The sequence below is a fragment of the Streptomyces sp. CC53 genome, from assembly GCF_001865245.1.
Taxonomy (GTDB): domain Bacteria; phylum Actinomycetota; class Actinomycetes; order Streptomycetales; family Streptomycetaceae; genus Streptomyces.
Map to the genome: position 1 here is coordinate 18,483 of NZ_MKXB01000204.1, position 13,347 is coordinate 31,829.

General features: G+C 74.2%; 15 protein-coding genes. 6 read left to right on the forward strand and 9 right to left on the reverse strand.

Annotated elements, in window-relative coordinates:
• Positions 1-62: 62 nt before the first annotated feature.
• Positions 63-269: a hypothetical protein gene (locus tag BJP40_RS27705; protein WP_143066040.1), complete on the reverse strand. Its 207-nt coding sequence runs from the start codon at positions 267-269 to the stop codon at positions 63-65.
• Between the two features lie 526 nt (positions 270-795).
• On the opposite strand from BJP40_RS27705, the gene BJP40_RS27710 reads away from it, so the two are divergent.
• Positions 796-1,677, forward strand: coding sequence for a LuxR C-terminal-related transcriptional regulator (locus BJP40_RS27710; RefSeq protein ID WP_143066041.1), 882 nt, complete (start codon positions 796-798; stop codon positions 1,675-1,677).
• A gap of 522 nt (positions 1,678-2,199) precedes the next feature.
• Here the strand turns inward: BJP40_RS27710 and BJP40_RS27715 are convergent.
• Positions 2,200-3,540, reverse strand: coding sequence for a PLP-dependent aminotransferase family protein (locus tag BJP40_RS27715; RefSeq protein ID WP_071283156.1), 1,341 nt, complete (start codon positions 3,538-3,540; stop codon positions 2,200-2,202).
• Positions 3,541-3,675: 135 nt separating this feature from the next.
• On the opposite strand from BJP40_RS27715, the gene BJP40_RS27720 reads away from it, so the two are divergent.
• Positions 3,676-4,326: a LysE family translocator gene (locus tag BJP40_RS27720; RefSeq protein ID WP_071283139.1), complete on the forward strand. Its 651-nt coding sequence runs from the start codon at positions 3,676-3,678 to the stop codon at positions 4,324-4,326.
• A gap of 99 nt (positions 4,327-4,425) precedes the next feature.
• Here BJP40_RS27720 and BJP40_RS27725 read toward each other — a convergent pair whose 3' ends face one another.
• Both BJP40_RS27725 and BJP40_RS27730 read right to left on the reverse strand, forming a co-directional pair.
• On the reverse strand, positions 4,426-5,085 hold the full coding sequence (locus tag BJP40_RS27725) for a vitamin K epoxide reductase family protein (RefSeq protein WP_071283140.1): 660 nt from the start codon (positions 5,083-5,085) through the stop codon (positions 4,426-4,428).
• A gap of 1 nt (position 5,086) precedes the next feature.
• Positions 5,087-5,590 (reverse strand): DUF5949 family protein, encoded by a 504-nt coding sequence (locus tag BJP40_RS27730; protein ID WP_071267065.1) that lies wholly within the window; start codon positions 5,588-5,590, stop codon positions 5,087-5,089.
• 214 nt (positions 5,591-5,804) lie between these two features.
• On the opposite strand from BJP40_RS27730, the gene BJP40_RS27735 reads away from it, so the two are divergent.
• Complete coding sequence (locus tag BJP40_RS27735; protein ID WP_071283141.1) at positions 5,805-6,305, forward strand: tyrosinase family oxidase copper chaperone; 501 nt, start codon at positions 5,805-5,807, stop codon at positions 6,303-6,305.
• Complete coding sequence (locus BJP40_RS27740; RefSeq protein WP_071267068.1) at positions 6,292-7,155, forward strand: tyrosinase family protein; 864 nt, start codon at positions 6,292-6,294, stop codon at positions 7,153-7,155. The genes BJP40_RS27735 and BJP40_RS27740 overlap by 14 nt, the downstream gene beginning before the upstream one ends.
• Positions 7,156-7,247: 92 nt before the next feature.
• Here the strand turns inward: BJP40_RS27740 and BJP40_RS36140 are convergent, their stop codons facing one another.
• From BJP40_RS36140 to BJP40_RS27765, 5 genes are all read right to left on the reverse strand, one after another.
• Positions 7,248-7,607 (reverse strand): chaplin, encoded by a 360-nt coding sequence (locus BJP40_RS36140; RefSeq protein ID WP_071267070.1) that lies wholly within the window; start codon positions 7,605-7,607, stop codon positions 7,248-7,250.
• Between the two features lie 306 nt (positions 7,608-7,913).
• Positions 7,914-8,441: a hypothetical protein gene (locus BJP40_RS34700; RefSeq protein WP_079169086.1), complete on the reverse strand. Its 528-nt coding sequence runs from the start codon at positions 8,439-8,441 to the stop codon at positions 7,914-7,916.
• A gap of 198 nt (positions 8,442-8,639) precedes the next feature.
• Positions 8,640-8,915, reverse strand: coding sequence for a hypothetical protein (locus BJP40_RS27755; RefSeq protein ID WP_071283142.1), 276 nt, complete (start codon positions 8,913-8,915; stop codon positions 8,640-8,642).
• A 356-nt stretch (positions 8,916-9,271) separates the two neighbouring features.
• Positions 9,272-9,853, reverse strand: a complete 582-nt coding sequence (locus BJP40_RS27760) for a hypothetical protein (RefSeq protein ID WP_071283143.1) — start codon at positions 9,851-9,853, stop codon at positions 9,272-9,274.
• A 277-nt stretch (positions 9,854-10,130) separates the two neighbouring features.
• Positions 10,131-10,370 carry a chaplin gene (locus BJP40_RS27765; RefSeq protein WP_071267076.1) on the reverse strand — a complete coding sequence of 80 codons (240 nt, stop codon included), beginning with the start codon at positions 10,368-10,370 and terminating at the stop codon, positions 10,131-10,133.
• A 293-nt stretch (positions 10,371-10,663) separates the two neighbouring features.
• Here BJP40_RS27765 and BJP40_RS27770 point away from each other — a divergent pair, with 293 nt between their 5' ends.
• Both BJP40_RS27770 and BJP40_RS27775 read left to right on the forward strand, forming a co-directional pair.
• The gene (locus BJP40_RS27770; protein ID WP_071283144.1) at positions 10,664-11,857 is read left to right on the forward strand and encodes a hypothetical protein; all 1,194 of its coding nucleotides are present in this window, start codon (positions 10,664-10,666) and stop codon (positions 11,855-11,857) included.
• Between the two features lie 87 nt (positions 11,858-11,944).
• Entirely contained in the window at positions 11,945-13,105 is a 1,161-nt protein-coding gene (locus BJP40_RS27775; protein WP_071283145.1) for a glycosyltransferase, read from the forward strand.
• Positions 13,106-13,347: the final 242 nt, after the last annotated feature.

The following is a 13,347-nucleotide window of genomic DNA, read 5'->3' on the forward strand; positions in this document are numbered from 1 at the left end:
GGTGTCCGTGGGGGGTGGTGCACCGGGGACGGCCACCGAGGGTGCGGGGCGGTTCGGTTCGTTCAGCTGCCGGCGGGCGAGCCGGGCCCGACGACGTTCCAGCCGACGTCGTGCAGGCCCTGGACGGAGCGGGCTGAGGAGGCCGCGGACAGGCCGCCCGAGGTCGCGGCGGGCGTGGCGGTGGCCGCGGCGAACGCCGTGACGAGGAGAGCGGAGAGTACACAGAAGGAAGAAGGGGCGGAAAGAATCGTCATTCTGTTGCGGCTCATGATTGTCCTGAATTCATCGATAGGAGGTCTGGACGATCGCTCGGCAGTTGTGGACATTCGCCGTCATGGCACGCCGCCGGCCGGCAGCCCGCACCGCGGAATGGGGTGGGGTGCGCCGGGATGGTTCGCCGACCGCGCCGGGCCGCTCTCGGGAAACGCCCCCTCGCCTGATCGCGTTTCCGGCGCGTGGGGTACCGGAACCCAGGTGGCAGGCTGTCAGCCGGCAGCGCGGCAGGGAATCACGGTTCCGTGCACACGGGCACGGAAGCGCTGGAATCGGCCATCGTGCGCCGACAATCTACGCAACATCAGAGGTCCCCCGCAGACGTGATCTGGTTCGTGCGCTTCGCCTCGGTCCCCCGCCTCGGCGTCCCTTGGCGAGTCTTCATTACGGCTCGATGAAGCAAAAGGTCCTTGATGGTTCAGGTAATCGCATTGCTAAGATTGGAGGCGTGCGATGAGGCGCAAGAGCTGACAAATGGGGCTCTTTGGGGGGTGGGCCCGGGGGAGTGCTGAGATGGCAGGCTTGACCGATGAAGTCGCTTCAGGGGCCGGTTCCGGTTCCGGTCGGGAATCGGACACCGCGTCGGGCGATGCGGAATTCCCCGTTCCCCCCTCGCTCTGGGCGGTCGCCGAAGCGCTCGACCATTTGTCGTGCCAGGTCCGGCAGCAGGCCCACCACGTCTACCGGTCGGCGAAGGAGGCGTCCTGGCCCACCGCGGCCCGCGGGCGGGGCGAGAGCAGAGGCGCCGATTCCGGGGTGCGGAGGCTGCACGGCCTCCCGGAGATCAACGCGGCGATCCGCGAGGCCCTCGACGGGGCCGGGACGGAGATCCTCACCGCCCAGCCGGACGGGCCCCGGCCCAAGGAGGTCCTGGACACCGCGCTGGCCTCGGTCCGCCGCCAGATAGCCCAGGGGGTCAGCATGCGGACCATCTACCAGCACTCCGCCCGCTTCGACGAGGCGACCAAGTCGTACGTCCGCACGGTGACCGACTACGGCGTCCAGGTGCGCACCCTCACGGAGTTCTTCGACCGGATGATCATCATCGACCGGTCCACGGTCTTCATCGCGGCCAACCCGGAGCGCACCGACGCCTCCATGATCACGGAGCCGTCCGTCGTCCGGTTCCTGATCGACGTCTTCGAACGCTCCTGGGACCGTGCGGGACCGTTCCCCTTCGTCCCCAACCACGCGGCCCGCGCGGCACCCGAGGTGATCCCCCCGATCCGGCAGGCGATCCGCCACATGCTGACCGAGGGGCACTCGGACAAGGTCGTCGCCCGGCGGCTCGGCATCAGCGAGCGCTCGCTCCAGGCCCATATCGCGCGCATCAAGGACGAGTTGGGTGCGAAGAACCGCACCCACCTCGGCTACCTCCTCGGCCTCGGCGCACCCAAGGACTGAACCGGAGCCGTGCGCGGCGGAGGGCCCCCGATTCCGCCCGGGGGAGCCCGGTTGGCCGGCCACAACCCCCGAGTGCCGCACGCCCGAGCACCTTTCGCCCTGTGCGGCGGACGGTGTCCCCGGCCGGTCGACCGCCTGAGCGGACGGTGGTCAGCGCTCCCCCGCAGGGGCGGCGTCATCGCGTGCGGTACTGCCGTCCCGGGCGGGGCGCCCGTTCCGGTGCGCGCGTCGGGCCCTTCGGCAGGGCGCCGGCTGTGCGGGGCGGCCGCCTCCCCGCGCACGGCGGACCACTGCTTCCCGCGGGGCGGCGACGGTCGTGCGGCGTTGCCCCCTCCCGGGCGGGACGCCCGACCGCGTACGCGGGCGTCCCACAGCCAGAAGGGACGACCTCCCCGCGCATGGCCGGGGCCGCCGCGTACGAGGGCGGCCACCGGGACACCCTCCTGTGAGGTGCGTTCGCCCGTGCCGCCCTGCCGCCGCCCGTGCGGCCCCGCCCGGCGGCCGGGGGCCGCGGGCGCCGCGTCAGCCGGGGAGCAGGCCGTCCGGCGAGCTCCGGGCGAGGGCGGCCAGCGCGCCCAAGGCGCGGTCCAGGACGTCCGGGGGCGGCGATGCGAGGCCGAGGCGGACGGCGCGGGGCGCGCGGTGCGGGTCGGCGGCGAAGGCGGCCGCCGGGGTCACCGCGATGCCCTGCCGGGCGGCAGCCGCCACGAAGAGGTCGGCGCGCCAGGCGGGCGGCAGCTCCCACCAGCAGAAGCACGACAGCGGATCGGTCCGCACCGCGAAGCCGTCCAGGTGCCGCCGGGCCAGGGCCTGACGCTCGGCCGCCCCGCGGCGCTTGGCTTCCACCACGGTCCGTACGGTGCCGTCGCCCTGCCAGCGGACGACGGCCTCCAGGGCGAACCGCGAAGGGGTCCACCCGCCGGAGCGCACCGCCGCCTCGACCCGCGGGGCCCACGCGTCGGGCGCCACGGCGAACCCGGCGGTCAGCCCCGGGGCCAGCCGCTTCGACAGGCTGTCCACCAGCACCGTCCGCTCGGGCGCCACGGCCGCGAAGGGTTCGGCGTCCCCGTGGAGGAAGGCCCAGACGGCGTCCTCCACCACGGGGACGTCGCAGCGGCGCAGGACCGCCGCCAGGGCGGCCCGCCGGGCCTCCGGCATGGTGAGCGACAGCGGGTTGTGCAGGGTCGGCTGGAGGTACACGGCGTGCAGGGGCGCGGCCCGGTGCGCCGCCTCCACGGCCTCCGGCCGCACGCCGTCCCCGTCCATGCCCAGGGGAACGACGGTCACGCCGAGCCGAGACGCCAGGGACTTCAGCACCGGGTACGTCAGTTCTTCGGCCCCGAGCCGTCCGCCGGGCGGGACCAGGGCGGCGACGGCGGCGGAGAGGGCCTGGCGGCCGTTGCCGGTGAACAGCACCCGCTCCGGGCGGGGCCGCCAGCCGCCGCGTGCCAGGAGGTCCGCGGCCGCGGCACGGTACGCAGCGGTGCCGGACGCGCCGACGGACCGCAGCGCGGACTCCAGGACGTCCGGCCGCAGCAGCCGTTCGAGCCCCCCGGCGAGGAGCGGGGCCTGCTCGGGGACGACGAGGTGGGCGAGCTCCAGGTTCACCGGCCGGTCGGGCGGTTCGCTCAGCGCGGGCGACGCGGCCCCCGCGTCGGCGGCCCGCACGAAGGTGCCGCGCCCCACCTCGCCCACGGTCAGCCCGCGCCTGGCCAGTTCGCGGTAGACGCGGGCCGCCGTGGAGGCCGCGATGCCGTGCTGCCGGGCGAACCGGCGCTGCGGCGGCAGCCGGTCGCCCGGCCGCAGACGGCCGTCCGCGATCTGCGCGGCGACCTCGTCGGCCGCTCGCTGATAGTCCGTCAACTCCACGCTGTGCGCCTCCGGTCACCTTGATTGCACCGAGCGCAATGTTTCTATTGCTCCGAGGTTCGACTGTCAATATGCTCGCCGTGAAGCGGCGTCCCACCATGCTCCGGCGCCGCGGGAGGGGGAGGGCCGATGGTGGAGGCAAGCGCCCTGGTGGGCATGACCGCGGTGGGGCTCGGCATGGTCCTCACCCCGGGGCCGAACATGATCTATCTCGTCTCGCGGTCCGTCACCCAGGGCCGGCGCGCGGGCGTCATCTCCCTCACCGGGGTCGCCGTGGGCTTCCTCGTCTACCTGGTGGCCACGAACCTGGGCCTCGCGGTGCTGTTCGTCGCGGTGCCCGAACTGTACGCGGTGGTGCGGCTCGCGGGCGCCGGCTACCTCGCCTGGCTGGCGTGGAACGCCCTGCGGCCGGGCGGCGTGTCGGTCTTCGCCCCCCAGGAGGCGGCCCCGGACCCGCCCCGGCGGCTCTTCGCGATGGGACTCGCGACCAGCCTCCTCAACCCCAAGATCGCCGTCATGTACCTCTCGCTGATCCCGCAGTTCATCGACGTGGAGGCGGGCAGCACGGTCGCGCAGGGATTCGTCCTCGGGGCGGTCCAGGTCGTGGTGAGCGTGACGGTGAACCTCACGATCGTGCTGGCCGCGGGGACCGTCTCCGTCTTCCTGGCGCGCCGCCCCGGGTGGCTGCGCGCCCAGCGCTGCGTCATGGGCGGAGTGCTCGGCGGGCTCGCCGTGGCCCTTGCCCTCGACGCCAGGCACGCGCCCGCGGGCCCCGGCTGAGACGGGCGCGGGGCACGCGCCGCCGTCGTGCCGCGGCACGAGGAGGGGCCCGGTCGCGCCGACGGCGCGACCGGGCCCCTCCTTCTCGGGCGTCGGGCCTCAGCCCGTCCAGAAGTCCCACCACCGGGTCAGCACCAGCATGCCGATCACGCCCAGGTGCAGCGCGGGCGGTGCCCAGGCGAACTCGTCCAGGAAGCGGCGCAGGCCCGCGGGCGCGGGCAGCATCCGGTGGCGCACCGTGTGCGCGGTCACGGCCCAGAAGAGGACGATCGTCGCGACCCACGCGAGACAGCACCACAGGCACAGCGAGTTGATCACGTACAGCGACTGCTGCATCAGCCAGGTGCAGAAGCCCACCCCGAACAGGCAGCCGGCGTTCAGCCCCAGCCAGTGCCAGCGCCGGTGACGCGCCCCCGCCAGCAGGCCCGCCCCGATGGCGGCGACCATGCCGTAGGCGACGAGTCCGAGCATCGGGTTCGGGAAGCCGAACACCGACGCCTGGGCGCTCTCCATGACGCTGCCGCACGACACGACCGGGTTCAGGCTGCACCCCGGTACGAAGTCGGGGTCCTCCAGCAGCCGGAACTTGTCCAGCGTGATCACCCACGCCGCCAGCAGCCCCGCCGCGCCCGTCGCCACCAGGGTCCAGGCGAGCCCGCGGCCCGCCCCGGTCCCGCCGTCGGGGGCGCCGCCGGGCCGGGCCGGGGCGGCCTCTGCCGCCTCGGCCGCCCCGTGTGCGCCGTGCGTCGTCGTCGCCATCTCAGGTACGCACCCTCAGCACGGGGGCCAGGCAGTGCGCGCTGCCCTCCAGCAGCCCCTCGCCGCCGACGAAGGCGCGCAGGGTCTCGGCCGGCACCTCCTTGCCGGGCACCGCCTCCGGCCACGGCCGCACCGCGAAGATCAGATAGACCTGGCCCTTGGCGTGCGCGGCCCTCTCCCACTCCGGCGGCACCGGGCACTGCACCTTCATGAAGGGCAGGGTCAGGACGGCCTGCTCGGCCTCCACCAGCAGGGTGACCGGGATGCGGCTGTCCTTGCCCAGGTCGATCAGCCGCTCCCCGATGGACAGGCCCAGCTTCTCCAGTTGCGCCCGCAGCGCCTCTTCGACGGCCTCGGGGCCGTCGGGGCCGTCACCCAGCGAGTACACCATCAGCATGGGGTTGCCGGGGTCTTCGGGCGTGGGCTCGCTGACCCACGGAATGACGGTGAGCGTTCCCACAAGGGAACGCCTCTGGTCGGGGGATACGGCGGTGGAAGACGTCATGGCGCCGGATACTAGTGGGGCCGAACGGGCCGTCCGGCCGCGATTCCACCCGTTCGGCCCACGGGCGGACCGCCCGGCTCACCTGATCGTGTCAGGGGTGGCCAAGGAGGAGCGTTCGCACTCAGGAACGGTTCCGGAACGGTTCTCGCACAGCGTCGTTGTGCCCGGTGGGAGGGAGACCACCGCCCGCGCGACCCGTACGGGAGATCACCTCATGATCGGCAAGAGTCAGCAGCCCCCCACCGACCGCCGCTTCCCCCGCCTGCGCGGGGCCGTCCTGCGCCGCGGCGCCCTGCGCATCCTGTTCGGCCTCGGCGCGGCGGCGTTCAGCGGCGGCGCGCTCGTCCGTGTGGCCGCCGCGCCCCGCGGCGGGACCCCGGCACCCGCCCCTCGGCGCCCGCGGCAGCGCCGGCACGAGGGCTTCGACGAGATGTACCGGGGCCGCCGCATCCAAGGCGACCCCGTGGCGGCGGACGCCGCCGAGTGCGAGGTCCTCGTCGACGGCCGCCCCCTGCACCTCATGCGCTGCGCCGGCGGCGGCTACGTCAGCCTCGTGGACCACTACCAGGCGTATCCGACACCGCTGGCGGCCACCCGTGCGGCCGTCGACGAACTGGGCGCCGCCCGCCTGGCGCCCGTCGCCGCCGCGCACGGCGGCGCGCTGCGGGGCCGCACGCACCAGGAGACGGAAGGACAGCGCGGTGCACACGCGTAAGGACCAGCGCGACCTGACCGCGGCGGAGCGCCGCCGCTTCGTGGCCGCGGTGCTGGAGCTGAAGCGCGCCGGACGGTACGACCGGTTCGTCCGCACCCACATCGACTACTACAAGGCCGACGGCGCCAGCGGCCTGCGGGCCGCCCACATGGCGCCGTCGTTCCTTCCGTGGCACCGCCAGTACCTGTGGGAGTTCGAGCGGGAGCTGCGCGAGGTCGACCCGGCCGTCACCGTGCCGTACTGGGACTGGACGCGGGACCGGTCGCCGGTGGGGCCGCCCTGGGGCGAGGACTTCATGGGCGGCAACGGGCGGCGCGGCGACCTCCAGGTGGCCACCGGGCCCTTCGCGTACGCCACGGGGAACTGGACGGTCTCCGTGGGCGTCACCGAGGACCGCTTCCTCACCCGGGACCTCGGGCGCCCCAAGGACCCGCTGGACCTGCCCACGCGGGAGGAGCTGGCGTGGGCGACCGGGGAGGCCGTGTACGACACGGAGCCCTGGAACTCGACGAGCCGCGGCGGTCTGCGCAACCGGCTGGAAGGCTGGGGGCAGGGCCGCGGCAGCGCCCGCTGGCGCAACCACAACCGGGTGCACCGGTGGGTGGGCGGCCACATGCTCGGCGGCGCCTCGGTCAACGACCCGGTGTTCTGGCTGCACCACGCCTTCGTGGACCTCGTGTGGTCGCGCTGGCAGCGGCGCAACCCCGGGGCGCTCTACGTGCCGTCCGCGCAGCCGCCGGCCGGCTCGGAACAGCGGGGCCGCGTCGTGGCGCGCGACGAGCCGATGCCGCCGTGGGACGTCACGCCGGCGCAGCTGGAGGACCACAGCAGGCTCTACCGCTACGACTGAGCGTGGGCCCGTCCCGCGGGGAAACGCTGCGGCCCCCCGGCTCTCACGGGCCGGGGGGCCGCAGCTGTCAGGAGGGAAGTCCTGGCGGGGCGTCAGTCGCCGTAGCCGCCGGGCTCGCCGCCGTTGTCACCACCCGGGTGGCCGGGGGTGCCGGGGTGGCCCGGGTGCGAGGGGTGCTCGGGGCCGTGGCTGCCGCCGTTGCCGTGGTCGCCGCCGACGTTCAGGCAGGCGTTGCCGAACGCCGGGTTCAGCAGGCCGACGACGTTGACCGAGTTGCCGCACAGGTTGATCGGGACGTTGACCGGAACCTGGACCACGTTGCCCGAGAGGACACCGGGGGAGTTGGCGGCGACGCCGCTGGCCCCCGCGTCGGCAACGGCCAGGCCGGCGCCGCTCAGGGCGACGGCACCCGTGCCGGCGAGGACGGCGGCGGCCTTCGCGATGCGAGACATCAGATCTCCTTGTGCGTGTCAGACATGGGGACCGCGGACCGCGGTCGTCACGCCCTTCAACGCCCCGGCCCTGGAGGGGTCACGGGCTCGCCGGGGCTCTCACACCAAGAGCGCAACGCCGCCCGGGCGCCCGGCCGCGCAGACGGGAATGGCCCGTGGCACCGCGGGACGCCGACGCCGGCTGCGTCGTCGCCCGGTGCGGAACCACGGGCCGGTGACCCTGCGACAAGCCGTCGGGTCCAACGAGCGGTTGCCGTGCGGGTGGCGGGATGAATGCTTTCTTCACTCCTGTGCGGGTGGTCCCGTTCAGGACTCGGAGCCGTTGAGGCCGAGGTCGGAGTCGAGTGCTCCGGACAGGACGGGGGCCAGCAGCGCCGCCTTCGGCAGCTGCACGCCCGGCAGGCCGAGCTGCCCGCCCTGCTCCGGCAGGGACAGCGGCTCGCCCAGCGAGGCGCCCGGCGTAGACGTGTTCATGTCGGAGCGGTCGGAGGTGAGCATCGCGGTGCCGAGCGGGCGACCGCCGAGCAGGCCGGGCAGCGGTGCCTCGACGGCGGTCTCCGGCAGCTCGGCGCCGAGCGGGGTGCGCGGCAGGAGCAGCAGCTCCGGCAGCCCGCCCTCCGTGGTGCGGCCGAGTCCCTCGGGCGCACCCGGCATGGGGAGCGGCACGCCCGTGCTCAGGGAGGGCGGCGCCATGGGGAGCACGGCGCCCAGGGGCTGGAGCGGCACCTCCACGGGTGCCTCCGCGGCGGCCGCGGGCGCCGCGAGTGCGGCGGCGGCAGCGGAGACGAGGCAGGCGGCGAGGAGGCCCGTACCGGCCTGGGACTTCACGTTCATTTCTGCGTACGCCTTCCCGGACGTGTGACTGCGGGGGGGAGATGGGGAGAAGCTGGAGGTGTCGCTGCCTGCATGAACGACCGCGCGTCGGCGATGGGCGCGGAATTCGCCTGCTTGCAGCAGTGCCGGTGCGGGCGAACGAGCGGGCGGGGGGGGGGCGGCAACCACCGCTCCCACCCCGCCCGTGCCCGCGTGCCGCTACTTGCCGAGCGGCAGGCCGCCGAGCAGTGGCGCGGCCTGCTCGGAGGTGTCCAGGTCGCTCGCGGTGTCCGACACCTTGCCGACCAGGTCGCTGTCGGTCACCGTCTGCACGGCGTCGCCGGGAACCGCCTCGTGCAGGGCGTGTGCGCTCAGCACGTCGACCGCACCGGTGAGGCTGGTGGGGGTCGTGCTGCCGGCGGCGAGGGCGGGGGAGGCCGCGCCCATGGCCATCACGGAACCGGCGACGACGGCGGCGACCTTCGTGGGCTTCATCGGGGGAGAGTCCTTCCTGAAAAGGCGTCCGTGTCCTACGCCTTCTGTAACGACGTCCCCCGCGTGGCGGAAACTCGGAAAGCCGGGAATTTCTCGACAGCACCCGAACGATGCGCCGCAGCGGTCGGATTCTCGGACCAGTGTGAAATATCCGAAAGAAAGGAAAGCCCAGCAATGCCGGTGCGGGCGGTGCTGGCCGGGCGCGCGGACGGGCCGGGTCCGCTCGGTCGGCTGAGCGGACCCGGCCCGGTGCGCGGACGCTTCCGCGGTGCGGCCGGAGTGCCGTCGAAGGAGGCTCGCCCGCCGTGGGAGCCCGGTGACGGCAGGCGGCAGGCGGAGGGGGCTTCGACGACGCCCTACGTACGGGGGGTGGGAAGGGCGGGAAGGGTGACGGCCGTCTCGGGCTGCTCGGTCGCCGTGCCGGTCTCGGACGGGTCCGCGCCGGTCTCGGGCAGGTCCCAGGACGCGTCCCACGCCGGGTCGAAGTCCTCCGCGACGGCAGCGGTGTCGAGGCCGCCGGACACGTCGGAGGGGCCGGTGACCGCGGGGGCCTCCATGACCGGGACGTCGGGGACGGGGATCGCCGGCAGCACGGGGAGCGTGCTCGCCGGAACGCCGGGTACTTCCGGGACCTCGGGGACCTGAGGGATCTCGGGGATCTCCGGCAGTGTGATCTCCGGTACTCCGATCTCCGGCAGGCTGATGCCGGGGAGGAGGCTGCTGATCGTGTCGGCGAGGGACTGCAGGGTGTCGCCGAGTCCGGCGAGGAGGTCGTCCACCGTCTCCTGGACGGAGGCGACGATGCTCGCGGGATCGGGTGCCGCGATCTGGGCCGCGCGGGTCTGCGGGGCGGCGGCCGCCGCGGGTCCCGCCGCACCGAGCGTGAGCGCGACGCAGACCGCGGCTGCCGCGGCACGACGGGATGTCAGGAGGCGCATGCGTGGGTTCTTCCTTCCGGTGACACGTCGGACTGGTGACACCACGCTGCGTCCGGCCGGGTGGCCCCGCAAACGCGTGGTACACGCAGGGTGACTGCGCCCTACGGGTGGTCCCCACCGCTCCGACCTGCCCGGACGCCCCGCGACACGCGCGGGGGGCGGTGTTCGCCGTCCTGCCGCCAAGAGGGTGTCCCGCACGGCGAACGGCGCCGCCACCCGGGGGAGTCCCGGGTGGCGGCGCCGTACCGTGGGGGCGTGGAACGCGACTGAGCCGGCGTCAGTCGTTGACGCAGACGTTGCCGAAGGTCGGGTTCAGCAGGCCGATGATGTCGATCGTGTTGCCGCAGACGTTGACGGGGACGTGGACCGGCACCTGGATGGCGTTGCCCGAGCCGACACCGGGGGAGTTCACGGCGGCGGCCTCGGCGCCGGCGTCGGCGTTCGCGACGCCGGCGGCACCGGCCATGGATGCGGCTACGGCGGTGGTGAAAACGGCAGCCTTCGCGATACGGGACATGGTCGAGCACTCCTAGCAGGTCGGTGTGAAGCAGTGCGGCCGACGCGGCCGACTCTTTCAAGAACGCGTGAGCCGGGCCCGGGTTGCGCTACCGAACGGGTGAATGGGCGCCGCGGCCGAACGCCCGCCCGGGACCGTTACGGCATCCGATGAACAGATCACGGAAATGCGCGTGTTGCTCCGGCCATGTGCCAAATGTCTCGTGTTTTGCTCGTGTGGTCATCGTCTGCTCCCCCACCCGTTGTCGGCTTCTCTTCGCGCTGTTCCCCCCCTCCTCAAAGCGGAGAACCTCTATGCGGAATCCCGTGGTTCCTGCCGTGCGGCGCGGCCTGGTCTGCCTCCTGTCGTGCGCGGCGCTGTCCGCCGCGCTTCCCGCCGTGGCCGCCGCGCCGCCGTCGGCCCGTACCCCGCGGGTGAAGGAGCAGGACCGCATTCCCTTCACCCAGCGGTACTACGCCGTCCAGCGGGGCGGTATCGTGCGGGCCGCGAATTCCGCCGTCACCTGCCGGGAGTCCGGAGCGGGCGACGGCGCCGCGACGGTTCCGTGCGTCACCGCCCGCACGGGGAAAGGCGCGCAGAGCGGAAAGGGGAATCACGGCGCGGGCGACGGGAAGAACCGCCCGGCCGCGGTGCCCGCGGTGGTCGCCAACCACAGGTACGACATGTTCTACACGGACGTGGACGACGACCCGAACACGTTCAACTCCAGCCGCGCCGAGCTCGCCCTCCCCAAGGACGCCCAGGTCACGTACGCCCGGTTGTACTGGGGCGGCAACCTCCTGGTCAGCGAGCAGAAGCCCCACAAGGACAACGGCCGGGTCCTCGTGGCCGAGCCCGGCGGGGCCTACAAGGAACTCCTGGCCGACTCCGTCATCGGGCACCGCACCGCCGACGGCGCCGACGCCTTCCAGGCCACCGCCGACGTCACGGAACTCGTCCGGAACTCCGGGCCGGGAATGTACACGGTGGCCCAGATCAATGTCGCCATGGGCCGCACCCGGGTCGGCGCGTGGGGCGGTTGGACGCTGGTCGTCGCCTATGCGAAGAAGGGCGCCCCGCTGAGGCACCTGTCCCTCTGGGACGGATTCGACACGGTCACCGCCGAACAGCGCACACTGCACCTCGATCTCGGCCGGATGCGCATTCCGGTCGGCGGATACGGTCGGCTCGGAATGGTCGCCTACGACGGTGACCGCGGTATCACGGGTGATTCCCTCACGTTCGAACCGCACGGCACGCGCCGGGCCGTTCCGATCGCCGACCCCGAGAATGCGGCCGACGACGTCTTCAATTCCAGCATCACCGATTCCGGACGCGACCGGATCCGCCGCGAACCGGCCCACCGGAACACTCTCGGATACGACTCCGACGTGTTCGACCTGCGCCGCGCCCTGCTGACCGGAGCGGACGACGTCGGCGTGCGCATCCACACGGAACGCGACTTCCTCTGGCTCGGCGCGCTGTTCCTGGAGGCCGACGCCGGCTGATCCGCCCCGGCGGGCCCCGCCCCCGTCATCCCCGGCCCGCCGCCTGCACCGCCCGCCCTCGCCACCGCTGAGAAGAAAGGGGCACCCGTGCGTCCTCCCTTCACCGCCCTGCACGTCGTCCAGCCGGGCGACGGCGGCGTCGCCAGAGTCGTCACCGACGTGGTCGGCGCCCATGTGGCGCGCGGCATGAGGGTGGCCGTCGCCTGCCCGCCCGGGACGCCGCTCGCGGCGGCCGCCCGGGCGCGGGGCGCCGAGGTGTACCCGTGGCGGGCCGGCCGGGACCCGGGGCCCGGGGTCGTCGCGGAGAGCCGGGAGGTCGCGCGCCTCGTCGAGCTGGTGCGCCCCGACCTGGTGCACGCGCACAGCGCGAAGGCCGGGCTCGCCGCCCGGATGGCGGTGCGGGGCCGGGTGCCGACCGTCTACCAGCCGCACGCCTGGTCGTTCGAGGCGGTGGACGGGGTGACCGCGCGGCTCGCCCGGCGCTGGGAGCGCTGGGCCGCGCGCTGGACCGACCGCGTGATCTGCGTCAGCGAGGCGGAGCGCCGCAGGGGCGTGCAGGCCGGGGTGCGGGCCTCCTGGACGGTCGTCCACAACGGTGTGGACACGGGCCGGTTCGCCGCGGCCGCCTCCGGCGCGGAGCGGGCCGCTCTCCGGGCGGCCCTGCTGCCGGGCGTGCCCGCCACCGCCCCCGTCGTGGTGTGCGTGGGGCGGCTGTGCCGGCAGAAGGGCCAGGACGTGCTGCTGCGGAGCTGGGCGGCGGTAGCCGAACGGATCCCGCAGGCCCGGCTGGTGCTCGTCGGTGACGGGCCGTCGGCGGACGTGCTGCGCGGTGCGGCGCCCCCCTCGGTGGTCTTCGCGGGGGCGGTGGCGGACGCCGCTCCCTGGTACCGCGCGGCGGACCTCGCGGTCCTGCCGTCCCGTTGGGAGGGCATGGCCCTCGCCCCGCTGGAGGCGATGGCGTCCGGTCGGCCGGTGCTCCTCACGGACGTCGACGGCGCCCGCGAGAGCCTGCCGCCCGGGCACGCCGCGCACTGCCTCGTACCGCCCGGGGACGCCGACGCGCTGGCCGCGGCGCTCGCCCGGCTGCTCCGGCGGCCGGTCCTGCGGCAGGCCCTGGGCCGCCAGGCGCGGCAGCACGTACGGACGCGATTCGACGTGCGGCGCGCGGGCGCCGAGATCGCGGACGTGTACCGCGAGGTGGCGGCGGCACCGCGCCACCGCGAGCTCGGAGAGCCGATCACCCAGTGACCACGGACAGCGCCCACACCGCACCCATCACCACCCACGGCACCGCCCGCACCGCCGGTACGGCCCCGCCCCCGCTCCCCCCGGCACCGCAGGGCCTCCCACAGGACCCTGTGACATCCCGCACCGTGCCGGCGACCGCGACCCCGGCGGCGTCGGCAGCGTCCACGGTTTCCCCCGCGACCGCGGCTCCCCCGGGCGCGAGCGGCTCCGCCGTCCCGGCGGAGCCCCTGAGCGCGGATGCC

What these genes read in the sequence shown, in the direction of transcription:
- BJP40_RS36140 (WP_071267070.1), bottom strand. Translation starts at nt 7,607, where the DNA reads ATGTCTCGCATCGCGAAGGCCGCCGCCGTCCTCGCCGGCACGGGTGCC.
- BJP40_RS27725 (WP_071283140.1), bottom strand. Translation starts at nt 5,085, where the DNA reads ATGGCGACGACGACGCACGGCGCACACGGGGCGGCCGAGGCGGCAGAG.
- BJP40_RS27755 (WP_071283142.1), bottom strand. Translation starts at nt 8,915, where the DNA reads ATGAAGCCCACGAAGGTCGCCGCCGTCGTCGCCGGTTCCGTGATGGCC.
- BJP40_RS27770 (WP_071283144.1), top strand. Translation starts at nt 10,664, where the DNA reads ATGCGGAATCCCGTGGTTCCTGCCGTGCGGCGCGGCCTGGTCTGCCTC.
- BJP40_RS27730 (WP_071267065.1), bottom strand. Translation starts at nt 5,590, where the DNA reads ATGACGTCTTCCACCGCCGTATCCCCCGACCAGAGGCGTTCCCTTGTG.
- BJP40_RS34700 (WP_079169086.1), bottom strand. Translation starts at nt 8,441, where the DNA reads ATGAACGTGAAGTCCCAGGCCGGTACGGGCCTCCTCGCCGCCTGCCTC.
- BJP40_RS27760 (WP_071283143.1), bottom strand. Translation starts at nt 9,853, where the DNA reads ATGCGCCTCCTGACATCCCGTCGTGCCGCGGCAGCCGCGGTCTGCGTC.
- BJP40_RS27765 (WP_071267076.1), bottom strand. Translation starts at nt 10,370, where the DNA reads ATGTCCCGTATCGCGAAGGCTGCCGTTTTCACCACCGCCGTAGCCGCA.
- BJP40_RS27720 (WP_071283139.1), top strand. Translation starts at nt 3,676, where the DNA reads ATGGTGGAGGCAAGCGCCCTGGTGGGCATGACCGCGGTGGGGCTCGGC.
- BJP40_RS27705 (WP_143066040.1), bottom strand. Translation starts at nt 269, where the DNA reads ATGAGCCGCAACAGAATGACGATTCTTTCCGCCCCTTCTTCCTTCTGT.
- BJP40_RS27735 (WP_071283141.1), top strand. Translation starts at nt 5,805, where the DNA reads ATGATCGGCAAGAGTCAGCAGCCCCCCACCGACCGCCGCTTCCCCCGC.